General features: G+C 68.4%; 24 protein-coding genes, 1 tRNA gene and 1 other RNA gene. 10 read left to right on the plus strand and 16 right to left on the minus strand.

Annotated features, from left to right (window positions below):
* Positions 1–220 precede the first annotated feature (220 nt).
* From KX816_11145 to tkt, 10 genes are all read right to left on the minus strand, one after another.
* A complete protein-coding gene (locus tag KX816_11145) occupies positions 221–2809 on the minus strand; it encodes a M1 family metallopeptidase (protein ID QXQ04857.1) in 2589 nt (862 codons plus the stop codon).
* A gap of 18 nt (positions 2810–2827) precedes the next feature.
* Positions 2828–3625 (minus strand): inositol monophosphatase, encoded by a 798-nt coding sequence (locus tag KX816_11150; GenBank protein QXQ04858.1) that lies wholly within the window; start codon positions 3623–3625, stop codon positions 2828–2830.
* 122 nt (positions 3626–3747) lie between these two features.
* Complete coding sequence (gene efp / locus KX816_11155; protein ID QXQ04859.1) at positions 3748–4311, minus strand: elongation factor P; 564 nt, start codon at positions 4309–4311, stop codon at positions 3748–3750.
* 102 nt (positions 4312–4413) lie between these two features.
* Positions 4414–5235 carry a hypothetical protein gene (locus tag KX816_11160; GenBank protein ID QXQ04860.1) on the minus strand — a complete coding sequence of 274 codons (822 nt, stop codon included), beginning with the start codon at positions 5233–5235 and terminating at the stop codon, positions 4414–4416.
* Positions 5236–5285: 50 nt separating this feature from the next.
* Positions 5286–5987 carry a thiamine phosphate synthase gene (gene thiE, locus KX816_11165; protein QXQ04861.1) on the minus strand — a complete coding sequence of 234 codons (702 nt, stop codon included), beginning with the start codon at positions 5985–5987 and terminating at the stop codon, positions 5286–5288.
* Positions 5988–6151: 164 nt separating this feature from the next.
* Positions 6152–7066, minus strand: coding sequence for a class I fructose-bisphosphate aldolase (locus KX816_11170; GenBank protein QXQ04862.1), 915 nt, complete (start codon positions 7064–7066; stop codon positions 6152–6154).
* Between the two features lie 53 nt (positions 7067–7119).
* Entirely contained in the window at positions 7120–7464 is a 345-nt protein-coding gene (locus KX816_11175; protein QXQ04863.1) for a hypothetical protein, read from the minus strand.
* Positions 7461–8654: a phosphoglycerate kinase gene (locus KX816_11180; protein ID QXQ04864.1), complete on the minus strand. Its 1194-nt coding sequence runs from the start codon at positions 8652–8654 to the stop codon at positions 7461–7463. Before KX816_11180 ends, KX816_11175 begins: the two co-directional genes overlap by 4 nt.
* A 96-nt stretch (positions 8655–8750) precedes the next feature.
* Positions 8751–9761 carry a type I glyceraldehyde-3-phosphate dehydrogenase gene (gene gap / locus KX816_11185; GenBank protein QXQ04865.1) on the minus strand — a complete coding sequence of 337 codons (1011 nt, stop codon included), beginning with the start codon at positions 9759–9761 and terminating at the stop codon, positions 8751–8753.
* Between the two features lie 105 nt (positions 9762–9866).
* The gene (tkt, locus tag KX816_11190; protein QXQ04866.1) at positions 9867–11861 is read right to left on the minus strand and encodes a transketolase; all 1995 of its coding nucleotides are present in this window, start codon (positions 11859–11861) and stop codon (positions 9867–9869) included.
* Between the two features lie 152 nt (positions 11862–12013).
* On the opposite strand from tkt, the gene KX816_11195 reads away from it, so the two are divergent.
* The 6 genes from KX816_11195 to KX816_11220 all read left to right on the plus strand — a co-directional run bounded on the left by KX816_11195 (position 12014) and on the right by KX816_11220 (position 13882).
* Positions 12014–12178 (plus strand): hypothetical protein, encoded by a 165-nt coding sequence (locus KX816_11195; GenBank protein ID QXQ04867.1) that lies wholly within the window; start codon positions 12014–12016, stop codon positions 12176–12178.
* A complete protein-coding gene (locus tag KX816_11200; GenBank protein QXQ04868.1) occupies positions 12178–12462 on the plus strand; it encodes a cell division protein ZapA in 285 nt (94 codons plus the stop codon). Before KX816_11195 ends, KX816_11200 begins: the two co-directional genes overlap by 1 nt.
* A 155-nt stretch (positions 12463–12617) precedes the next feature.
* A non-coding RNA gene (ssrS, locus tag KX816_11205) (6S RNA) lies at positions 12618–12772 on the plus strand.
* Complete coding sequence (locus KX816_11210; protein ID QXQ04869.1) at positions 12759–13358, plus strand: 5-formyltetrahydrofolate cyclo-ligase; 600 nt, start codon at positions 12759–12761, stop codon at positions 13356–13358. Before ssrS ends, KX816_11210 begins: the two co-directional genes overlap by 14 nt.
* 9 nt (positions 13359–13367) lie before the next feature.
* A complete protein-coding gene (locus KX816_11215) occupies positions 13368–13565 on the plus strand; it encodes a DUF2842 domain-containing protein (protein ID QXQ04870.1) in 198 nt (65 codons plus the stop codon).
* Positions 13520–13882, plus strand: a complete 363-nt coding sequence (locus KX816_11220; protein QXQ04871.1) for a chorismate mutase — start codon at positions 13520–13522, stop codon at positions 13880–13882. The genes KX816_11215 and KX816_11220 overlap by 46 nt, the downstream gene beginning before the upstream one ends.
* On the opposite strand, the gene KX816_11225 is transcribed toward KX816_11220, so the two are convergent.
* From KX816_11225 to KX816_11240, 4 genes are all read right to left on the minus strand, one after another.
* Positions 13822–15693 carry a M1 family metallopeptidase gene (locus KX816_11225; protein ID QXQ04872.1) on the minus strand — a complete coding sequence of 624 codons (1872 nt, stop codon included), beginning with the start codon at positions 15691–15693 and terminating at the stop codon, positions 13822–13824. The genes KX816_11220 and KX816_11225 overlap by 61 nt on opposite strands.
* 13 nt (positions 15694–15706) lie before the next feature.
* A tRNA-Asp gene (locus KX816_11230) sits at positions 15707–15783 on the minus strand.
* Positions 15784–15919: 136 nt separating this feature from the next.
* On the minus strand, positions 15920–16093 hold the full coding sequence (locus KX816_11235) for a DUF1328 domain-containing protein (protein QXQ04873.1): 174 nt from the start codon (positions 16091–16093) through the stop codon (positions 15920–15922).
* A 131-nt stretch (positions 16094–16224) separates the two neighbouring features.
* The gene (locus KX816_11240) at positions 16225–17463 is read right to left on the minus strand and encodes an AI-2E family transporter (GenBank protein ID QXQ04874.1); all 1239 of its coding nucleotides are present in this window, start codon (positions 17461–17463) and stop codon (positions 16225–16227) included.
* Positions 17464–17526: 63 nt separating this feature from the next.
* Here KX816_11240 and KX816_11245 point away from each other — a divergent pair, with 63 nt between their 5' ends.
* The gene (locus KX816_11245) at positions 17527–18435 is read left to right on the plus strand and encodes an acyl-CoA thioesterase II (GenBank protein QXQ04875.1); all 909 of its coding nucleotides are present in this window, start codon (positions 17527–17529) and stop codon (positions 18433–18435) included.
* A 127-nt stretch (positions 18436–18562) separates the two neighbouring features.
* Positions 18563–19447 (plus strand): dienelactone hydrolase family protein, encoded by an 885-nt coding sequence (locus KX816_11250; GenBank protein QXQ04876.1) that lies wholly within the window; start codon positions 18563–18565, stop codon positions 19445–19447.
* Between the two features lie 35 nt (positions 19448–19482).
* Here KX816_11250 and recR read toward each other — a convergent pair whose 3' ends face one another.
* A complete protein-coding gene (gene recR, locus KX816_11255; GenBank protein ID QXQ04877.1) occupies positions 19483–20076 on the minus strand; it encodes a recombination mediator RecR in 594 nt (197 codons plus the stop codon).
* A 48-nt stretch (positions 20077–20124) separates the two neighbouring features.
* Positions 20125–20928, minus strand: a complete 804-nt coding sequence (locus tag KX816_11260; protein QXQ04878.1) for an isocitrate lyase/phosphoenolpyruvate mutase family protein — start codon at positions 20926–20928, stop codon at positions 20125–20127.
* A 150-nt stretch (positions 20929–21078) separates the two neighbouring features.
* Between KX816_11260 and fmt the strand changes: the two genes are divergently transcribed.
* Together fmt and truA are read left to right on the plus strand one after the other, a co-directional pair.
* A complete protein-coding gene (fmt, locus tag KX816_11265; GenBank protein ID QXQ04879.1) occupies positions 21079–21984 on the plus strand; it encodes a methionyl-tRNA formyltransferase in 906 nt (301 codons plus the stop codon).
* Entirely contained in the window at positions 21981–22745 is a 765-nt protein-coding gene (truA, locus tag KX816_11270; protein QXQ04880.1) for a tRNA pseudouridine(38-40) synthase TruA, read from the plus strand. The genes fmt and truA overlap by 4 nt, the downstream gene beginning before the upstream one ends.
* Positions 22746–22772: the final 27 nt, after the last annotated feature.

The raw sequence follows: 22772 nt of genomic DNA on the forward strand, positions 1-22772 counted from the left end.
GGCACCCTTCGAGTTTCAACACCAGCCGTTCCGTCGACGCCCGCCCCATGCAGCGATCACACGCCTCGCATTCAGCTTCGCGGCCCCACCCAGTTAGCGCCGGGCGGGAACCAGCCGGAGGCCGGACGAGCCAACATTATCGCCCCCACGGTGTTGGAACACCGGAGGGGGCTTCGGCGCGTCCTGATGCTCTCCCTCTTCAGCGAGGGGAACTACGTTCTCAAGGGTTCTTCGCCAGCCAGGCGTCGATCACCGGCAGGCGCTCGCGCCGCACCATCGCGTTGTACCGGATGCTCGCGATCGCCTCGTCAACCGGGCGGCGCGAGCCGGCGGCGACCTTTGCGGCGGCATAGGCATTGAGGCGGTCGATGACCGCGCCGTCGCTCGCGCCGTCCGCCAGCCGCGCATAGAAGCGACTGCGCGCGGTCTCGTCGACGAGCTTGTCGACCGCGGCGATGTGCGCCACCGCGAAGTCGAAGGCGAGCGCCGGGTATCGCTCGGCGACCGCGTTGAGGATACCGGCACTGTTGGTCGCGCCGGGTTCCGTGGTCAGCGCGAGCTCGAGCGCGCGCTGCGCAAGCGCCCGGTCGGCGGTCGTGCCCAGCAATTCGTAATATTGATCGCGGACCAGCGGCGTCTTCTCGGCGGCGGCGTCGGCGCGCAACCGCTCCCAGGTTGCGGGATCGGCGTTCTCGGCAACGACACCGAGCACCGCCTTACGGATTTCGGCAGGCATCGCCGCACCGCCGGCCGCGAACCGCCGGCGCGCCTCGCTTACGACGTCGGGATCGCCGAGGGTGCCGAGCGTGGCAATCAGCTGGGCTCGCAGGATCGCGATGGTCGGCACTTCGTCGCCCCTGGCACTCCAGCCGATGCGCTGGAGGACCGGCGACAGGAGCCGGCGACCGAAGGCGCGCAGTTTCGCCTGGCGCGCCGGGTCACCACTGTAATCGGTGTCGAGGCTTTCCACTATCGCTCTCGCCCGGCCCCAGATCTGCGGGTCGGCGTCGACCGGCAGGCGCTTTAGCAACGCCAGAGCGTCCGACGCCGGTTGCTTGCCCGCCAGCCCGAGCGCCCAGCTGTCGGCGATGATCCCGAGCTGGTCGATTGGCGCGAGGCTGGTGAAACCTGCACTCAGCCGCGCGAAATCGGCGGGCGAATAGAGCGTGCGGAAATAACCGGTCTGGCCGGCGTTGACGACGACCGGCTCGCAGCCCGCGAGGCTGACATTGCCCTGCCCGCCGCTGACCAGAGTGGTTGCCGTGCCGCTCCGGTTGGCAACGATCACCGGCACCTGCCAGGCGCGCGGCTGCGTCTTGCGCTTGTCCTTGGTGAACTCACCTTGCTTCAGGCTGACGACGGTCTTGCCGGCGTTGCAGCTCGTGGCGACGCTGATCAGCGGGACGCCGGGCTGGAGCGTGAACTGATGCGCGATCGCGGTCACCGGCTTGCCGCCCTTGTCCATCTCGCGCCACAGATCGTCGGACACGGTGTTGCCGTAGGCGTGGGCCTTCATGTAGCGCCGCACGCCGTCGCGCCATGCATCGGCCCCCACATAGGCTTCGAGCATCCGGATGACCGACTCGCCCTTGCTGTAGGTGATGCTGTCGAAGGCCTGGCTCGCCTGCTCGACGGTGGCGATCTTCTGGATCACCGGGTGCGTCGTCGGCAACCCGTCCTGCGCCATCGCGGTCTCGTGGACCGCCACCGCCGACAGCGCGGTGTGCCACTCGGGGTGGAGCTTGGCCGAGGTGCGACCCTCCATCCACGACGCGAAGCCCTCGTTGAGCCATAGGTCGTCCCACCACGCCATCGTGACGAGGTCGCCGAACCACTGGTGCGCCATCTCGTGCGCGCTGACTTCGAAGCTGCGCTGCTTGTCGGCCTGGGTCGAGATCGTCGGGTCGAGCAGGATCGCGTACTCGAAGGTGAAGATCGCGCCCCAGTTCTCCATCGCCCCGAAGAACTGGCTGCGACCCGGCGCGGCGACGTTGTCGAGCTTGGGCAGCGGGAAGGCCACGCCAAAATAATCGTTGTATTCGTTCAGGATCAGAACCGAAGAATCGAGAGCGAACTGGCCCTGCCCGGCCCCGCCGGCCTTGGCGATGACGCCGACCTCGGTCTGGCCGGCTTTCGCGGTGATGCGGTCGAACGCGCCGAGCCCGAAGAACAGCAGGTAGGTCGACATCTTGGGGCTGGGCGCGAAGGTGACGCGGGCGTGGTCGCCGCTCTCGACCCGCGACGCGATGGGCATGTTACTGACCGGCATCTGGCCCTTGGGCACGTCGGCACTCAGCGTGAAGGTCGCCTTGTACGATGGCTCGTCCCACGACGGGATCATCATGCGGGCGCTGGAATTCTCGAACTGGGTATACAGCGCGCGCTTGCTGCCGGCCGCTGTGGGATAGTCGAGCAGGAACAGGCCGGTCGCCTGCGTGCCGATGGTGCCGGCGTAGTCGAGGGTCAGCCGATAGCGGCCGGGCGTGACCATGCGGGCGAAGGTGAAGGTCGCGGTCTGCGCGGCCTCGTCGACGGCGATCCTGCCGTTCAGGGGCGCGGTCCCGGCCGGCCCGGACAGGCGGGCAGAAGCGAACTTCAGGCCGGCGGCGTTGAGCGTGATCGTGCTGGTCGGGCGGTCGATCTGAAGGTCGATCCCGACCACGCCGCCGAACTTCGCCGCTTTGGCATCGGGCGTCAGCGCGACATCGTAGTGGAGCGGCGTGACGCCCCGCGGCAGCTGGGTGGTGGCGGCGAGTGCGGACGTGGCGAGCAACGATGCCAGGGCACCGGCGACAAACTTAAGCGACAAGCAACAACCCTTCGACTTCTAGCGGATCGCGCCCGCCACGAGCTTATGAAGCTTCGACTGTACCTGATCGTTCCCGGCAATAATCTCCTGCCGCCCGATCATGCCCTCCTTGCCACGGTAATCGGTGACGAAGCCGCCCGCCTCGCGGACCAGCAGGATACCGGCAGCGACGTCCCAGTATTGGAGCCCGTTCTCCCAGTACGCATCGAAACGTCCGGCGGCGACCCACGCCATGTCGAGCGCGGCCGAGCCGAAGCGGCGCACGCCGGCGACGCTGGGCATGACGGCGTTGAGGATCTTGGAGAACTCGACCTGGTCGCCGCGGCCGCCGAACGGGATACCGGTGGCGATGACGCACTCGCTCATGTCGCGGCGCGAGGAGACGCGCAGGCGGCGGTCCTGCAGCCACGCGCCCTTGCCCTTCTCGGCCCAGAAGCTCTCGTCGGTGAGCGGCTGGTAAACCAGGCCGGCGACGATCTCGCCGCGCTCCTCGGCGGCGATCGAGATGGCGAAATGCGGCATGCCGTGGAGGAAGTTGGTAGTGCCGTCCAAGGGGTCGACGATCCAGCGGTGGTCGGGGTCCTCGCCGGCGATCTCGCCGCTCTCCTCGAGCAGCATCCCCCAGGTCGGGCGAGCATGGCCGAGGATCTCGCGCAGCGTCGCTTCGCTGGCGCGGTCGGCGTTGCTGACGAAGTCGCCGGGGCCCTTCTTGGAGACCTGGAGCATCTCGGTTTCGTTGAAGTCGCGGCGCAGGCGCGGCGCGGCCTTGCGCGCGGCTTTCTCCATGACGGTGATCAGGCCGGACTTGATGGGCATTCTGCAACCTTCCCCCCTCCCGGTCAGGGAGGGGTCGGGGGTGGGACTTGGGTCAAACTCGAACTTCGGAGTGAGCCACAAGGCCCTCCCCCGGCCCCTCCCGTACCGGGAGGGGAGCAGTATTACTCGGCGCGGCGGACGTATTCGCGCTCGTAGGTGTCGACGACGATGCGCGTCCCGACGCCGATGAACGGCGGCACCATGACCCGGACGCCGTTCTCCAGCGTCGCCGGCTTGTAGCTCGACGATGCGGTCTGGCCCTTCACGACGGCCTCGGTGTCGGCGATGACCGCCTCGATCTGCGTCGGCAGCTGGACCGAGATCGGCTTGTCGTCATAGGTTTCCATGACCACGTCCATGCCGTCGGTCAGGAACTCGGCGGCGTCGCCGAGCAGGTCGCGCTCGAGCGAAACCTGGTCGTAGTTCAGCTTGTCCATGAAGGTCAGGGTGTCGCCCTCGGCGAACAGGAACTGGAAATCCTTGGTGTCGAGCCGGACCTTCTCGACCGTCTCGGCGGAGCGGAAACGCTCGTTGGTCTTGCGGCCGTCGAGCAGGTTCTTGAGCTCGACCTGCATGTAGGCACCGCCCTTGCCGGGCTGCGTGTGCTGGATCTTGACCGCGCGCCACAGCCCGTTCTGATACTCGAGGATGTTGCCGGGACGAATGTCGACGCTGTTGATCTTCATGGGAGCCGTTCGCTGGGGGTGGCGGGCGTCCTACCCGATGGGCGGCGTTATGCCAACCTCGATGGCCTCGCGTCGCGCTGTCCGTGGGGTTGCCGGGACGGGTTAGCGCACCTTCGCCAGGTACGGCCGCACGTCGACGCTGCGATACCCCGGCGTCTCGGACGCAAAGTGCCTAAGCCAATAGCCGTGGCCGCCGCCGTAGACGACCAGCACCCGGTCGCCGGGCCTGGCGACCTGCATCAGCTTGCCGAAGATCTTGGCGTTGCGCAGGTACCACATCGCGGCGAGGTCGGCGCCCGGCTGGCGGTCGTGGTCGCCGACGTCGAGGACAGCGTAGGTCGGGCTGTTGTTCGCCACCGGCTCGGTCGGGTCATTCATCTCGGTCAGCAGTTGCGCGACGGTGCGGGTCGACTGGCTCGCCTCGAAGGCCTTCGACCACGCCGCGATCGGGGCCATCGCTGACGTGAGGCGCGCCGTCTGCCCGGTCTTGGCGGCGACCTCCTGGACCTTGTCATAGGGAAAATAGTCGGGCTCGTCGGCCTTGTTCTGCTCGTCGATACCGTTGACCGGCACGCCGGCGAGGTGCGCGATGCGGTAGGCGATCTGGACGCGCTCGTCAGGCTTGGTGGCGAGATCGGCGGGGGTGAAGCTGGCATAGGCCGGGACCGACAGGTCGGGCGCGTCGCTCTCGTATTCGACCATGACGCGGGTCGGGTGCCATGCGAGAACCGCCTTCGCGACGGCGGCAAGCTCGGCCTGGCGCTTGACGGTCAGTACCGAAGCGACCTTGACGTTGTTGAGGTCGCGGCCAGGATTGTCGAAGTGGTAGGCACCGAGCACCATCACCTCGATTGGGGCTGGTGCCGCAGCGATGGCCGGTAAAGCCGCGGCACCGACCAGCGCCGCGATTATCGTCTTCAGCATTGCGCACCCCTAGTTGTATTAGTTTCCTAATACAGCTGGGCAGGCATATGTCAATTCCGTGAGGGCGCGACCAGCAATGCCGCGAACGCCGCGACGCCGGCTGCCGGGCCGTCGGAATGCGTCCACACGGCCGACGACACCGCGATGAAGTCCGCGCTTGCGGCGATCAGCGGCGACGCATTGGCCGGGGTAATGCCGCCGATGGCGACGCAGGGCAACTGGCTCAGCGTCGTCCACCAACCGAGCAGCGACGGGTCGGGGCGGTGCGTGGTTTCCTTGGTGGTCGTGTCGAAGAACGCGCCGAACGCGACATAGTCCGCCCCCGCCTCGCCCGCTTCCATTGCGAGATGCCGGCTGTCGTGGCAGGTCACGCCGATCTGCGCGTCGGGCCCGAGCAGGTCGCGAGCCTCGCGCACCGAGCCGTCGCCCTGCCCCAAGTGAACCCCGTCCGCGCCGAGGCGCTTGGCGAGGCTGGCGCTGTCGTTGACCAGGAACGCCACGTCGGCATCGGCGCAGATCGCCTGCAGCGGTTCGGCAAGGCGCGCTGCCTCGTCCTCATCGACGTCCTTGACACGAAACTGGAACGCCGCGACCGGCCCGCCCGCAAGCGCGGCGCGCAGCCGGTCGGTAAAGTTGCCACCGACGTCGAGCGGCGACACCAGGTACAGCTGGCAAGCCGGCCGCCGGTCACGCGCGAAGCGCTCGCCGAAGCCGGGGTCGAGGGGGACGAGGTCGATATTCGGGTCGGTCATCGGGGCTTGTTAGAGGGAGACGTGCGCTGCGTCATCCCCGGGGCTGTCGGTCCGTTCGCGCGCCCACCGACCGCTCGGCGTCATCCCCGCGCAGGCGGGGACCCATCACCCCAACGTTCGGTGGTGATGGGTCCCCGCCTGCACGGGGATGACGAACGTATGGGTTATTCTTGGCCCTTGTAGATCGCGACGATCTTGTCGAGCATCGCCAGCGCCTCGTCGCGCGGGCGCTGGAAGGTGTTGCGGCCGATGATCGAGCCGTTGCCGCCGCCGTCGCGGATGTCGCGCGCGTCCTGATAGACCGCGTCGATGCCCTTGGTCGCGCCGCCCGAGAACACCACCATCCGGCGTCCGGCGAAGCACGCCTCGACGACGTGCTTGACGCGCGCGGCCTGGGTCTCGGTCTCGATGCCCTCATACGCCTTCTTGGCGTCCTTCTGGGCGACGTGGTCGCTGGGCAGCTTGACCTTGATTATGTGCGCGCCCTGCAGTGCCGCCATATGCGCGGCATAGGCCCCGACGTCGACGCCGAGCTCGTCGTCCTTCGACAGCTCGCCGCCGCGCGGGTAGCTCCAGAGCACCGTGGCGATGCCGACCGACTTGGCGGCAGCGGACATCTCGGCGATCTCCTCCTGCAGGTCGAAGAACGATTCCGACCCCGGATAGACCGTGAAGCCGATCGCCGCGCAGCCGAGGCGCAGGGCATCATCGACGGTGCCGGTCATCGCCTGGTCGCGCGCCGTGGCCCAGCTGTTGCTGCTGTTGATCTTGAGGATCGTCGGGATCTGCCCGGCGAAAGTGTCGGCCCCCGCCTCGATCATGCCGAGCGGCGACGCGAACGCCGACAACCCGGCGTCGATCGCCAGCTGCCAGTGGTAGTGCGGGTCGTAGCCAGCGGGATTGACCGCGAAACTGCGCGCCGGGCCATGCTCGAAGCCCTGGTCGACGGGCAGGATGACCAGCTTCCCCGTACCGCCGAGCCGTCCCTGCATCAGGATGCGCGCGAGGTTCGCCTTGGTTCCGGGGTTATCGGACTCGTAGTTGGCGAGGATCGCGCGGACGGTGGGGGTCATCGACATGGGGACTCCGGGTTCAGCAAGCAGGGCGGCAACAACGCCGTAGGTTCAACAGATCAAGGTGCGCGCTTGGGCCCGAAATGGACTTCCGCGACCTGCACGAACATCTCGAAGATGTGCTCGGCGATCTCGCTGGCGCAGTTGTCGGACATCGTCTCGAGGGTGTTGGCGACTGCACCCTTGGCGATGCCGCCCTTGCCGTCGGAGACCGCACCGGCGGCGGTCATCCGCTTGGTGATGTCGAGGTAGATGATCCGGCTTTCCGGCGGAAATTCCTCACCCTTGAGGTCGCGGATGCCGCGGAAAGCCTCGCCGACGCGCTCGTGGATCGGGTCGGCGGAGCGCGCCAGCTTCCACGCGGCCGGGTACAGCTTTTCCCACAGCTTGTCGGTGTCGATCATGCGGCCTGCTCCAAAGCGACAACTCCGGGCAGCGGCTTGCCCTCCATCCATTCGAGGAAAGCCCCACCCGCAGTCGAGACGTAGCTGAATTCGGACGTGACGCCCGCGAGATTGAGCGCCGCCACGGTATCGCCGCCGCCTGCCACCGAGACCAGCTCGCCCGCCTGGGTCAGCGCGGCGGCGATCTTGGCGAGCTTGACCGTTGCGCGGTCGAAGGGGGTCATCTCGAACGCACCAAGCGGGCCGTTCCAGACCAGCGTCCGGCAGGTCTTGAGCGCATCGCCCGCCGCCTCGACCGCCGCGTCGCCGAGGTCGAGGACCATCTCGTCCGCGCCGATCTCGTGGACGTTGACGGTGCGGTGGGGGGCATTGGCCGCGAACTGCGTCGCGACGACGACGTCGTACGGCAAGTGGATCGTGCACGAGGCGGCCTCGGCGCGGCGCAAAATGTCGAGGACAGTGTCCTTGAGGTCGTGCTCGCACAGCGACTTGCCGACCGCGACGCCGCGCGCCGCGAGGAAGGTGTTGGCCATGCCGCCGCCGATGATCAGGTGGTCGACCTTGGTCACGAGGTGGGTCAGCACGCCCAGCTTCGAGGACACCTTGGCCCCGCCGACGACCGCCGCGACCGGATGCTCGGGCTTGCCCAGCGCCTTCTCCAGCGCCTCGAGTTCGGCCTGCATCGAGCGGCCCGCGAACGCCGGCAAGACGTGCGCCAGCCCCTCGGTCGAGGCGTGCGCCCGGTGCGCGGCGGAGAAGGCGTCGTTGACGTACAGGTCGCCGAGCTTGGCCAGTTCGGCGACGAAGGCGGGCGAATTCGCCTCCTCGCCGGGGTGGAAACGGGTGTTCTCGACCACCGCGACACTGCCTTCGGGGAGCGCATCGATATTCGCGGCAGCGCTACCGACGTCGCCGACGAAGCTCACCGGGCGACCGACGACCTGCGCCAGCGCCTCGGCGATTGGACGCAGCGACAGCGACGGGTCGGGGCCACGCTCCGGGCGGCCGAAGTGCGACAGGACGATGACCCTGGCGCCCTTGTCGGACAGCTCGGCGATCGTCGGCATGGCGGCGCGGAGCCGGCTGTCGTCGCTGACCTTGCCGTCCTGCATCGGCACGTTGAGGTCGGCGCGGACCAGCACGCGGAGCCCACGGACATCGCCGATATCGTCGAGGGTCTTGAAGGTCATGCGGTCTCTCTCGCCGTCGTTGTCGCGCGTCTAGTCATCACTGTCGCCCGCTTGCCGTCGCGGGGATGACGAGCCGATGGAGGACGGAAAGCCCTCCTAGATCAACTTGCCCATCTTGGCGGCCGTGTCGAGCATCCGGTTCGAGAAACCCCACTCGTTGTCGTACCAGGCCACGACCCGGACCAGCAGGCCGTCCAAAACAGTCGTCTCGAGGCTGTCGATCGTCGCCGAGGCGGCATTATGGTTGTAGTCGTGGCTGACCAGCGGCTCGTCGGTGAAGTCCATCACCGATGCCATCGTGCCGGTCTCGCTGGCGGTCTTGAGCGCGCCGTTGACCTCCTCGATGGAGGTCGCGCGGCTCGGCGTGAAGGTGAAGTCGACCAGGCTGACGTTCGGCGTCGGGACGCGCACCGAGATGCCGTCGAGCTTGCCCTTGAGCTCGGGGATGACTTCGCCGACCGTCTTGGCGGCGCCAGTCGAGGTCGGGATCATCGACTGGGCGGCGGCGCGGGCCCGGCGCGGATCCTTGTGGTAGACGTCGAGCAGCGACTGGTCGTTGGTGTAGCTGTGGATCGTCATCATCAGGCCGCGCTCGACGCCGATCGCGTCGTGCAGGGCGCGGACCACCGGCGCGAGGCAGTTGGTCGTGCAGCTGGCGTTCGAGACGATGTGATGCTCGGCCTTGAGCAAATGGTCGTTGACGCCGATCACGACGGTCAGGTCGACGCCCTTGCCGGGAGCCGAGATCAGCACGCGCTTGGCGCCCGCAGTGATGTGGCCGCGCGCCTTGTCGGCGTCGGTGAACAGCCCGGTGCACTCGAGCACGAGGTCGACGCCCATCTCGCCGTGCGGCAGCTTGGCCGGGTCGCGCTCGGCGGTGACGCGGATGCGCTTGCCGTTGACGACGATGTCGCCACCGTCGACCGAGACATCGGCGTCGAACGTGCCGTGGACCGAATCGCGCTTGAGCAGCAGCGCGTTCATCTTGGCGTCGGCCAGATCGTTGATCGCGACGACCTCGAGGTCTGTGTTGCCGCTGGCGACGAGCGCGCGCAGGACGTTGCGGCCGATGCGGCCAAAGCCGTTGATCGCGACTTTCGTGGTCATTGATAGTCTCCTGTGCGAAACTTTTGTCATTCCCGCGTAGGCGGGAACCCATGAACACCGCATTCCGTGTTCACGGGTCCCCGCCTGCGCGGGGGATGACAGGAACTAGTTGGTCGTCAGCCGTTCACGAACCCGCGCCGCAATCTTGGGCGCGGTAATCCCGAAGTGATCGTACAGCGCCTCGATCGGCCCCGACGCGCCGAAGCTGTCGATGCCGACCCGGAGACCGCGCACCATGGTATAGCGTTCCCAGCCCATCGTAACGCCCGCCTCGACCGAGACGATCAGCGCGTCGTCGGGGAGCACATCCTTGCGGTAAGCCTCGGACTGGACGTCAAAATTCTCCCAGCACGGCATCGACACGAGATCGCAGCCGATGCCCTCGGCCTCGAGCGCCTCGGCGGCCGCGCCGGCGATGTGGACCTCCGAACCGGTGGCGACGAAGACCACCTTGCGCGACGCGGTCGCGGCCTTGAGGCGGTAGCCGCCCTTGGCAGTCAGGTTCTCGCCAGCATCCTTCAGGCGCTGCTGCGGCATGCCCTGCCGGCTCAGTGCTAGCACCGAGGGGCGGTGCTGGTCGGCAATCGCGAGGGCCCAGCATTCGGCGGTCTCGACCGCGTCGCAGGGCCGGTAGACCGCGAGATTGGGGATGGCGCGCAGGCTGAGCAGATGCTCGACCGGCTGGTGGGTCGGACCATCCTCACCCAGCCCGATCGAATCGTGGGTCAGGACGTAGATCACCCGCGTCTGCTGCAGTGCCGACATGCGGATCGCGTTGCGCATATAGTCCGAGAACACCAGGAAGGTGCCGCCGAACGGGAGCATCTGGCCGTGCAGCGAAAGTCCGTTCATCGCCGCCGCCATGCCGAACTCGCGAATGCCGTAGTAAACGTACCTGCCGTCGTAGCTGCCGGCGGTAAACGGTTGCATCGCCTTGGTTTTCGTCAGGTTCGAGCCGGTCAGGTCGGCCGAGCCGCCGAACATGCCGGGGGCCGCGGGCACGGCGACTTCGAGCGCCATCTCAGATGCCTTGCGGGTCGCGACGCTGACCGGCTTGGCGATCAGTTCGGCAATGAAGGCATCGAGGGCGTCGTACACGGCTTGCGGCGGCTGGTTGGCGGCGCGGCGCTCGAAGGCCTCGCGCTTGGGATCGGCGGCGAGGCGCGCATCCCAGGCGAGGCGGGTGTCGCGGTGGCGCAGGCCGGCGCGGTTCCAGGCGTCGCGGATGTCGTCGGGAATCACGAACGGCAGCGCGTCCCAGCCGAGCGCCAGGCGCGCCCCGGCGATCTCCTCGGCTCCGAGGGCGGCACCGTGCGAACCGCTGGTGCCGGCCTTCTTGGGTGCGCCGTAGCCGATGATGGTGCGGCAGGCGATCAGTGTCGGGCGGGGATCGGCCTTGGCGGCGGTCAGCGCGGCGTCGACCGCGTCCGCATCGAGGCCGTCGCAGGCGAGGACGTGCCAGCCCGCAGCCTCGAAGCGCATCGCGGTATTCTCGCTGGTCGACAAGCTGGTCGGCCCGTCGATCGAGATCTGGTTGTCGTCCCACAGCACGATCAGCCGGCCGAGCTTCAAATGCCCTGCCAGCCCGATCGCCTCGTGGCTGATGCCCTCCATCAGGCAGCCGTCGCCGGCGATCACGTAGGTCATGTGGTCGACGAGGTGGTCGCCGAAGACGGTGTTGAGGTGACGCTCGGCCATTGCCATGCCAACTGCGGTCGCGAGACCCTGTCCGAGCGGCCCGGTGGTGGTCTCGACACCTTCGAGCTCGAAATTCTCGGGATGGCCGGCGCAGGGGCTGCCGATCTGGCGGAAGTTGCGGATGTCGTCGAGCGTCGGGCGGGCGTAGCCGGTCAGGTGGAGGAGAGCGTAGATCAGCATGGAGCCGTGGCCCGCCGACAGCACGAAGCGGTCGCGGTCCTGCCACTTGGGCTGCGCGGGATCGAACTTAAGGTGACGCGTGAACAGCGTCGTCGCGGCGTCGGCCATGCCCATCGGCATCCCCGGGTGGCCCGAGTTCGCCGCCTCGACCGCATCCATGGCGAGGGCGCGAATCGCGTTGGCAAGCTGGCGCGGCGGCAGTTCGGCCACAGGATCAGCCATCGGGTCGCGACTTTCTTGTGCAGGGCGGGGAATGCGGTGGCTATGGCCAGCGACGCGACGAGCGTCAACATCCAGCGTGGTCCGGGTGATTGACGCGAGCGCAGACGGGGCCTTATCAAGTTCGCGCAAACTTCTGAAAGAATGACTGAACGATGCCTGATCCTGCGGACGTAATCGCCGACCGGATCGAGGCGGCGCTGGCCCGGATCGAGGCTGCCAAGGCCGCGACCGAGGCGAGACTGGCGGCGCTGGAGACCGCGGTTTCGGAAAGCGTCGCCGAACTCGACCGGCTGCTGGTGCCGGCGGGGGCCGACTGATGGCACAGATCGATGTCACCATCGGTGGCCGCTCCTACCCGCTCGCCTGCCGCGACGGCGAGGAGGCGCATTTGACCGCCCTCGCCGCCCAGCTCCAGCTCAAGGCGGACGAACTCGGGCAGGCGCTCGGCACGATGAGTGAGCCGCGGCTGCTGCTGATGGCGGGCATCCTGGTGGCGGACGAGCTGTCGGAGCTGCGCAAGTCGGGCGGGCATCCGGACCTGGGCCGGCTGGAGGCGCTGGCGGCGCGGGCCGAGCGGCTGGCGGACGTGCTGGAGGGGTAGGCTCTACCTGGTCGTTACACTTCAGCCCGTCGTCATCCCCGTTACACCGTCGTCATCCGCCAGGAGTGCGGGAACGGGGTGACACCGCAACGACAACTCAAGACCGCCTCATCCGCTCTTGAGTACCGGCCCCCAAACCCCTACATTATCCTTAGGCGGGACTGCCGCGTACGAGCTTCATATTTCCCTGAGGCGATTCACTCTCCTAGGGGGCTGTCTCTGGTCGGATCCTGGTCCGAACTACATGGTCCCCACCTGATGTACTTGGCATCAGAGGACTTACAGGCAAACGGCCCATGGTGGTCCCGCCGACCTCCCCGACCCGAAATGAGCTCCGCGCGCTGGTGCGCGACATCCGCGTGCGTTTCCTCGCGCCGCTGGGCGATGACGAGCGTGCTGGCCTCGACGCGGCGCTGGTCGAGCGGCTGCGGCCCCTGCTCGATGGTCGCCGCAAGGTCGCTGGCTATGCGGCGATGCACGACGAGGTCGATCCCGCCGCGATCGGGTTCACGACCTGGCCCCGCGTCGGTGCCAACGGCGAGCCGCTGCGTTTCCACCACGCGCATCCCGACGACCTGATCCGCAGCCCCGGCTGGGGCATCCGCGAGCCCGACCGGTTCGCGCCATTGGTCGAGCCCGACGCGATCCTCGTGCCGCTGGTCGCCGCCGACGCGCGCGGCAACCGCCTCGGCTACGGCAAGGGCCACTACGACCGCACCCTCCCCCTCCATGACGCGGTGCGGATCGGGGTCGCGTTCGACTGCCAGGTCATCGACCACGTGCCCGCCGAGGCCTGGGACGCGCCGCTCGACTGGCTGGTGACGCCGACCCGTACGATCCGCTGTACGCACGCCGCGACGCTGCCGCCGGTTGGCGTCGTGCCGGGGAGCGGCTAGAGCGCCCCGATGCAGCAGCCTTCCCCCCGCAAGCCGCTCGGCGTCCTGCTTATCGTCGTCGGGCTTATCGTCTATGGCGGAATCATTGCGGGCTTTGCTGGCCCGATCTCGACACTGCCGGGCGCGGTGCAGGCGGTAGTCTACTTGATCCTCGGGGTAGCATGGCTGCTGCCGCTGCGCCCGCTATTGGTCTGGATGAACCGTTGAAGCCTGCCGACTGCACGACGATGACCGAGGTCCGCGCCGGCGTCGACGCTGTCGACCGGGAGCTGGTTGCGCTACTCGCCGTGCGCTTCGGCTACATGGATGCGGCGGCACGCATCAAGCCCCACCGTTCGGCGGTTCGCGACGAGGTCCGCAAGGCCCAGGTGATCGCCAACGCCGCGGCCGCTGCTTCCGCGGCCGGGTTGCCGGACGGGCTTGCCGAAAACTTGTGGGAGACGCTGGTCGAAGCGTCGATCGGCTATGAACTCGGGGTTTTCGACGCCATCAACCTGTCGACCGAGGCCACCACGAACGGGTGATAGCTGCTGCGCGCGCGGGCATAGATTCGCGTCGCAACTGGCTGGCCCCACGCGCCCTGCGCATTGAGAGCGCGATAAAGCGGCGCGACCATCTTCCAGCGCCCGATGCTGGTCAGGTGATCCTCGAGCGCCGGCAGCGCCGCGTCGTAGCGGTTACCGACCGCAAGCATCAGCCACGCGAAGCGGATCTCGGCATTGTGGCTCGCCGACAGCTTGAAGGTCCCGTCGAGGTCGTCGAGGCGCGACTTGCTCTCCTGCCGGGGCAGGCGCTGCAGGAAGCGCAGCCACTCCTGCGTCGACCATTCGGCGGTTTTGAGCGAGCCCGCCACCGCACCACCCGCGAACGCAGTCGAGGCGGCATCGACCGCCTCCAGTCGCGGCGAGACGATGTGGACTGCGTTCGCCGGCAGGCCAGGCGCATACGCCCATGCGTCGAGGTCGAGGCGCTTTTCCAGCGCGGCGTCGCCCTTCACGAGGTTGGCGCGGAGGTCGACGAGCAGCCCGGCGGTGGTCTGCGGCTGGAAGGCGTGGCGGTCGAAATAGCCGCGCAGCCAGGCGTCGAGGCGGGGCCGCCCGACTTCCTTCTCCAGCGTGAACAGGAAGTCGGAGCCCTTCACATAGTCGAGCGTCGACGCGAACGGCGCGCCGTGCAGGCGGGTCACGGACGGGTCCTTGGCGGCGTCGGCAATGCCCTTCTGGAGTTCGTCCCAGTACAGGTCGGCCTCGACCTCGGCGCGGGCGCGGCCGAACACCGCCTCCATGATGCGGTTCTCGAAATAGGTGGTGAAGCCCTCGTTGAGCCACGAGTCCGACCATGTCGCGTTGGTCACCAGGTTGCCCGACCAGCTGTGCGCGAGTTCGTGCGCGACGAGGCTGATCTGGCTGCGGTCGCCGGTGATGAAGGTCGGCGTCAGGAAGGTCAGGCGCGGGTTTTCCATGCCGCCGAACGGGAACGACGGTGGCAGCACTAAGACGTCGTAGCGGCCCCAGCGGTACGGGCCGTACAGGCCCTCGGCGGCGTCGACGAGCTTGCCGATGTCGACGAGTTCGGCGGCCGCCCGGTCGACCATCGCGGGCTCGGTCCAGACGCCAGTGCGCTTGCCGAGGTCGCGGTGGACGAGATTCCCGACCCCGAGCGCGATCAGGTACGGCGGCACCGGGTTGGGCTCGTGAAAGGTGAACTGCCGTCCGCCGGGGACGGCGACGCCGGCGCGGTCGGCCATTTCGGCGCTCATGACCGCGGTCATGCCCGTGGGCACGGTGATGCGCGCGTCCCAGGTCTGGCGGATGCCGGGCGAATCCTGCGTCGGGATCCAGCTGCGGTTGGCGTTCGGCTCGCCTTGGCTGAACAGCAGGGGGTGAGCCTTGCCCGCGGTCAGCGCCGGGTCGAGCCACTGCAGCGCGGAAGCGTTCTTCGCGCTGGTGTAGTCGACGCGGAGCTGCTTTGCGCCGTTCAGGGTCACGGTGACCGGAAAGCCCTTGTCATCGGCTGTTACCGTCGCGCCGACGACGAACGGCAGCGCCCTGCCCTTGCCGTCGGTGATGCGGGCAATCTCCAGCCCGCCGCTGTCGAGGACGATGGTCCTCGCTCCCGGGGCCGCGAGCACGTCGAGCGTGGCTGTGCCGCGCAGGCGCTTCGTCGTGAAATCGACCGTAAGGTCGAGGTCGACGTGGGTGACACGGGCGATGCGCGGCTTGGCGAAGCTGGCGGTGTCGATCGCCTCGGGGGTCAGCAGGATCGGCGCGACCACTGCGGCGGCGGGGCTGGCAAGTACCAGCCCGAGGACGATCAAGATCTTCAGGATGCGCACTCCCGTGAAGGGGTGGCGCGAGTGACGGGACTCGAACCCGCGGCCTCCGCCGTGACAGGGCGGCGCTCTAACCAACTGAGCTACACCCGCTTGGAAACGGGAAAGGGGGCATTATGGGTCGGGGACCAGCCTGTCAAGAAACTGTGGGCCCGAACGCAAAAGAAAGGCCGCCGGGTTACCCCGGCGGCCGATCTCGCTTCATCGCGCGCGATATACAGCGTTCGTGTCAGACGACCCGATTGCCACGCACCAGGTGCATGATCAGACCGATCACGAACAGGACGATGAAAATGTAGAACAGGATCTTGGCGATACCCATCGAGGCGCCGGCGACACCGCCGAAGCCGAGCACGCCGGCGATCAGCGCGACGACGAGGAAGATGAGAGCATAACGCAGCATGACGGCTTCCCTTGTTTTTGACGTGAGCCATGAGCGCTCGACGGGGAAAGTTGTTCCGCGGGTGGGTGACCGTTCGTTGGGAATGGCTTGAGCGCAGTGTACCAGCCGTTGGTCCGGAACTACCGGCGGGGCTACTCGCTCGTCCGCGTCAGCGTCCGCCCGTCGAACAGGAAGCCGGCAACGTCGGGCCGTCCGACCCGCTCCAGCAGCACATGCCCGAGGATCAGCAGCGGTACCGAGACCAGCGCCCCGACCGTGCCCCACACCCAGCCCCAGAAGCTGAGCGCCAGCAGGATCGCCATCGGGCTCATGGTCAGGCGCTTGCCGACGATCTTGGGGGTGATGAAGTTTGCCTCGGTCAAATGGCAGCACAGGAACGCGCCGGCGGGCAGCAGCGCGGCGAACGGCTCGTCGAAGGTGATCATGCCGCCGATGCCGAGCAGCCCGACGACGATGATCGGCCCGACATAGGGCACGAAGTTGAACAGCGCCGCGAGGCCGCCCCACATCAGCGGCGTCGGCATGCCGAGCGACCACACGATCAGCGCCACGAACGCCCCGAGCGCGACGTTGATGATAGCGACCGTCAGCAGGTATTGCGCGGTACCCGAGACCATGTCGCGGAGCAGGCGGGCGACGCGCAGGCTGCCGGTCAGCGTCTCGCGGTCGCGGATGATCTTCTCGCGCATCTCGGTCCAGCCCGACAGGAAGAAGAAGACCAGCAGCAGGGCGAAGAAGCTCTCGATCAGGACGCTCGGCGCGGTGGTGGCGACGAGCGCGACGATCGAGGTCGGCTGTTCCGTCTGCATCTTGGCGCTGGCGTCGGCGGCCTGCTGCCCGACCGCGGTCGCGACCTGGTTCGACAGTGTGTCGAGGCGGTGGAAGGCGTCGACGATCGGCGCGATGTTGTTGCGGATGCGCTCGGCATTGGCGGGCACCATGCGGACCCAGTCGGCGGCGGGGATGACGATCATCACCAACACCGCGTTGGCGATCGCGAACAGCAGCAGGATCGACAGCAGCGCCGCCAATGCCGCCGGCACGCGGTGCCGCTCCAGCCACTCGAGCACCGGCACCAACATGAGACTAATGACGATCGCGACCGTGACCGGCATGAAGAACGTCGACCCGGCCTTTAACGCGAACGGTGCCGCGAGGAACAGGCCGAAGCCGGAGAGAATAACCATCGCCGACAGCAGCCGGTCACGGCGGAAATTCGAATCGTGCTGGAGCGTTGGGGCGCCGACCAGTGCGGCGATCTCGGGATCGGCCTCGGGCTCGGCACCGCTGGCGCTGACATGGCTCGCAATACCGTCCTGCCCGCCCAGAGGCTCGCGCGCCGCGTTGGAAAGATCGGGTATCGTCGCCATCGCAACGACCATGAACGGCAGCGTACCGGTGACACAAGAAGTTTCGCTGTCTAGTCAGCACGCATGACACATTCGAACAGCCTGCCCGCGCGCCAGGACGACAGCGCCGCGGTCGCCAACCTGATCAGCCTGCTCGACGTCGAGATGCTGGAAACCGACCTCTACCGAGGCAGGGCATCAGGTGCCGGCTGGGTCCGCGTGTTCGGAGGACAGGTCGTCGCACAGGCGCTGATGGCGGCATCGAAGACCGTGCCCGCGGACCGCCTCGCGCACAGCCTGCACTCTTATTTCCTGAGGGCCGGCGATCCCAAGGTGCCGATCGTGTACCGCGTCGAGCGGGACCGCGACGGCCAGAGCTTCACCTCGCGGCGGGTCGTCGCGATCCAGCACGGCCGCCCGATCTTCAACATGGCGGCGTCGTTCCAGGTCGAGGAGCCCGGGCTGAACCACGCCGCGGCGATCCCCGTGGTAGCCCTGCCCGAGACCCTGCCGACCGAGTACGAAAGCTTCCTGCGCATCGCCGAGCGCATGGGCGAGAAATACCGCACCAGCTGGCTCAGCCGCGAGCGCCCTTTCGAGTTCCGCTCCGCCGAGGGCCATGACTGGTCGCGCCCGCACAAGTCGCCACCGGTGTCGCACAACTGGTTCCGGCCCGCTGCGCCGATCGTCGCGGACGCCGTGCTGGCGCGCTGCCTGCTCGCCTACGCCAGCGACATGACCCTCCTCGACACCGCGCTGCTGCCGCACGGCCTGGCGTGGAACGACCCCGCGCTGCAGGTCGCCAGCCTCGACCACAGCCTGTATTTCCACGGCACCCCGCCGCTCGACGACTGGCTGCTGTACGCGCAGGATTCGCCGATCGCGGTCGGTGGCCGCGGGCTCAACCGCGGGATGATCTTTGCGCGCGACGGGCAGCTGGTGGCGAGCGCGATCCAGGAAGGGCTGATCCGGTATCGGCCCGAAGCTGCGTGACGCCCCTCCCACAGCGCCCATCATGCCGGCGAACGCCGGGACCCGTCACCTGAAACCGAGAGATGGGTCCCGGCGTTCGCCGGCATGACGGGCTGGATTATAGGCCCCTAAACTCAGGAGAAGCCCGATGACGACCCTGCTGACCCGACCCGACGGTAACGCGCCCGGCGACCTGCACCTCAACCGGCGCAGCTTCGCGGCGATGGTCGCGGCCGGCTACGCGGCGTTCGGAGCCGCTGCCGAGGCGGCGCCGATCACCACCCCCGCCGACGGGCTGACGACAGGCATGGTGGCCATGTCGGGCGGCCTGCCGGGCTTCGTCGCGCGCCCGGCGGCAAGCGGGCGGCACCCGGTGATCATCGTCGTCAACGAGGTGTTCGGGCTGCACGAGTACATCCGCGACGTCTGCCGGCGCTTCGCCAAGCTGGGCTATGTCGCCATCGCGCCCGAGTTCTTCTTCCGTGCTGACCCGAACAACATGCTGGCGCAGACCACCGACATGGCGGTGATCCGCAAGACCGTTGCCACCGCGACCAACGAGCAGGTCATGGGCGACGTCCAGACGACGCTGGCATGGCTGGCGCAGCAGTCGTTCGTCGCGGCCGACAAGATCGGCATGACCGGTTTCTGCTGGGGGGGCGGGGTCGTCTGGATGGCCACGGCGCGTTTCCCGGAACTGAAGGCCGGCGTCGCCTGGTACGGGCGCCTTTCCGGCCCAAAGCCCGGCGAGCCGGTCACCGAGGTCCGCAAGTACCCGCTGGAGATCACCGACCAGATGCGCGCGCCGGTGCTCGGGCTGTATGGCGGCCTCGACAAGGGCATCCCGGTCAGTGACGTCGACGCGATGCGCGCGGCGCTGAAGCAGGCGGGCAAGACCGGCTTCGAGCTGATCGTTTACCCGAACGCCGAGCATGGTTTCCACGCCGACTACCGCCCGAGCTACAACGAGGAGGCGGCGAAGGACGGGTGGAAGCGGGCGATCGCGCACTTCAAGGCGCACGGGGTGGGTTAGCGCCCTTCCCTCTCCCGCTTGCGGGAGAGGGAAGATCAGACCGGCCGCCGCGCCCGGAGCGCCTGCGCCAGCGTGCCCTCGTCGAGATAGTCCATCTCGCCCCCCACCGGCATGCCGTGCGCCAGCTGCATGACCCGCACACCCTGCCCGCTTAGCCGGTCGGCGACATAATGCATCGTCGTCTGGCCCTCGAGCGTCGCGTTCATCGCCAGCACGACCTCCTCGATGCCGCCGCTGGCGACGCGCCCGAGCAGCGCGTCGATGCTGAGCTTCTCCGGGCCGACGCCGTCCAGTGCCGACAGCCGCCCGCCAAGGACGTGATAGCGCCCCGGGAACAGCCGCGAGCGGTCGAGCGCCCACAGGTCGGCGACCTCCTCGACGACGCACAAGGTGGTGACGTCGCGGCGCGGGTCGGTGCAGACGCCGCAGGGATCGCGGGTATCGACGTTGCCGCAGATCGAGCAGGTCGCGAGGTTCGCCGCCACCGCCTGCAGCGCCGCGACCAGCGGCACCAGCGCGGTCTCGCGGCGCTTCAGCAGGTGCAGCACCGCGCGCCGCGCCGAGCGGGGCCCGAGGCCGGGGAGCCGCGCCAGCGCCTGGGTCAGCGCATCGATTTCGGGGGACGCCATACGCTGGATATGGGGCCAACGGAACGAACGGGCAACCTCCCGGCCACGCTAGCCGAACAGCGCGTTCATCTCGCCGTAGCCGACGCCGTCGCCGCTGCGCAGCCCGGCGCAGTCACCGGTCGCCAGGAACGCCGCCGCGAGCCGCCGCGCCGTGCCGAGTGCGGCCTCGGCGATCGAGCCGCCCGCGCTTAGCCGCCGGACCCCAAGGGCCTTCAGCGCGGCAAGCGGTGGCAGGGTCGGCAGCGCCATGACGTTGACCGGCAACGCCGTCGCCGCGACCACCGCGGCGATGTCGGCGGGATCGGCGAGGCCCGGTACGAACAGGCCGTCGGCACCTGCCTCGGCGTAGCGGGCGGCACGCCTCGCGACCTCCTCGACCCGCGCAGCGTCGGGGACGAGGCCGCGCAGGAAGACGTCGGTGCGGGCGTTGACGAAGACGCTGACCCCCGCCTGCAGCCCGGCGCTGCGGGCGGCCTGGATCTTGTCGGCAAGGTGCTCGGGGGTGCCGCTGCCATCCTCGATGTTAATGCCGACCGCGCCCGCGCCGATCACCATCTTGACGACCTCGCAGATTCGCGTCCGGTTGTCGGCATAGCCGCCCTCGATATCGGCGGTGAGCGGCACCCGGACGACCCGCGCGATCGCCGCGACCGCTGCCACCATCCGGTCGACCGGCAGCTTGTCGCCGTCCGGATAGCCCTGCGCCCAGGCGACGCCGCAGCTGGTCGTCGCGATCGCGGTCGCGCCGAGGCTCTCGATCAGGCGGGCGCTGCCGGCATCCCAGGCGTTGGCGAGGAGCAACAGCTGCCCCGGCGCATGGAGGGCGTGAAACGCGCTGGCGCTGGTCATCATCGATCTCCCCGGAGCAAGGCTGCGACAATAGCGCACGCGGCGCGTCGTGTCTGGCGGGAAGCGGACGCCGTCACCGGCTCGCGAATTCGATTTGCCAATGCGGCGGTACTGCGATTGCGCCGTCGCCGCCACCGGGCTAGCCCCCCGTTCATGCGCATCGCTTTCATGGGAACCCCGGACTTCGCCGTGCCCGCGCTCGACGCGCTGGTCGAGGCCGGGCACGACATCGTCGCGGTCTATACCCAGCCGCCGCGCCCGGCGAAGCGTGGCCAGGCGCTGACGGGGTCGGCGGTGCAGGCACGGGCGGAGGCGCTCGGCCTGGCGGTGCGGACGCCGGTCAACTTCAAGGCCGACGACGACCGCGCCGCGTTCGCCGGTCTCGACCTCGATGTCGCAGTAGTCGCGGCGTACGGCCTGATCCTCCCGCTCGCAATCCTCGCCGCGCCGCGGCTGGGCTGCATCAACATCCACGCCTCGCTCTTACCACGGTGGCGGGGCGCGGCACCGATCCAGCGCGCCATCCTCGCGGGCGACGCCGAGACCGGCGTGACGATCATGCAGATGGAAGCCGGACTCGACACCGGGCCGATGTGGCTCAAGGCGAGCACGCCGGTTGCGGGCAAGACCGCGGGCGACCTGACCGCGACGCTCGGCGGGCTCGGGGCCTCGCTGATCGTCGATGCGCTCGGGCGGCTCGATGCGCTGACCGCCCTGCCCCAGCCCGAGGCCGGCGTGACCTATGCCAAGAAGCTCGACAAGGCGGAGGCGCGGCTCGACTTCACGCAGGCTGCGGTCGACGTCGAGCGCGCGGTGCGGGCGTTCAATCCCGCGCCCGGAGCCTTCGTCGAGATCGGCGGCGAGCGGCTAAAGATCCTGGCGGCCGACGTCATCGAGGCCGGCGGCAAGCCTGGCACGCTCATCGACGACAGCTTGGCGATCGCCTGTGCCGAGGGCGGGATCCGCGCAACGTTCGTCCAGCGCGCCGGCAAGCCCGCGATGCCTGTGGCCGACCTGCTCCGCGGCTGGCCGCTCACCACGGGCATGCAGGTCGCGTGACGCGCTTCCGGGTGACCCTCGAATACGACGGCCGGCCCTTCGTCGGCTGGCAGCGGCAGGCGCTCGGCACCAGCGTCCAGGGCAGCGTCGAGGCGGCGCTGCTCAAGATCACTGGCGAGGCGGCGCTGGTCCATGCGGCCGGCCGCACCGATGCCGGGGTGCACGCGGCGGCGATGGTCGCGCACTTCGACATCGAGAAGGTGATCACGCCTCACCGGCTGTTCGGCGCGCTCAACGCATGGCTGCGGCCCGCACCGATCGCGGTCGTCGAGTGCTGTATCGCCGCGCCCGACTTTCACGCGCGCTTCGACTGCACCGGGCGCGAATATCGCTACGTCATCGTCAACCGCCGCGCGCCGCTGACCTTCGACCTCGGGCTGGCGTGGCGCGTCGGTGCAGCCCTCGACGCGGACGCGATGAGCGCGGCAGCCCGGGCGCTGCTCGGCCGCCACGACTTCACGACCTTCCGTAGCGCGCACTGCCAGGCCGCGTCGCCGATCCGCACTCTCGACCGGCTCGCCGTCGAGCGCCACGGCGACCGCATCGTTGTCGAGGCCGCCGCCCGCTCGTTCCTCCACCACCAGGTCCGTTCGATGGTCGGCTGCCTGAAAATGGTTGGCGAAGGTGCCTGGAGCAGCGTCGACCTAGCCGACGCCTTGGCCGCCAAGGATCGCACCCGGCTCGGCTTCAATGCGCCGCCTGATGGACTCAAGTTTGTCACAGCACAGTACAAAACGTCGGAAAACTTTACACATGGGTGATAGACCCGTTACGACCTTTACCAATTC

Source organism: Sphingosinicellaceae bacterium, assembly GCA_019285715.1.
Classification (GTDB): domain Bacteria; phylum Pseudomonadota; class Alphaproteobacteria; order Sphingomonadales; family Sphingomonadaceae; genus Glacieibacterium.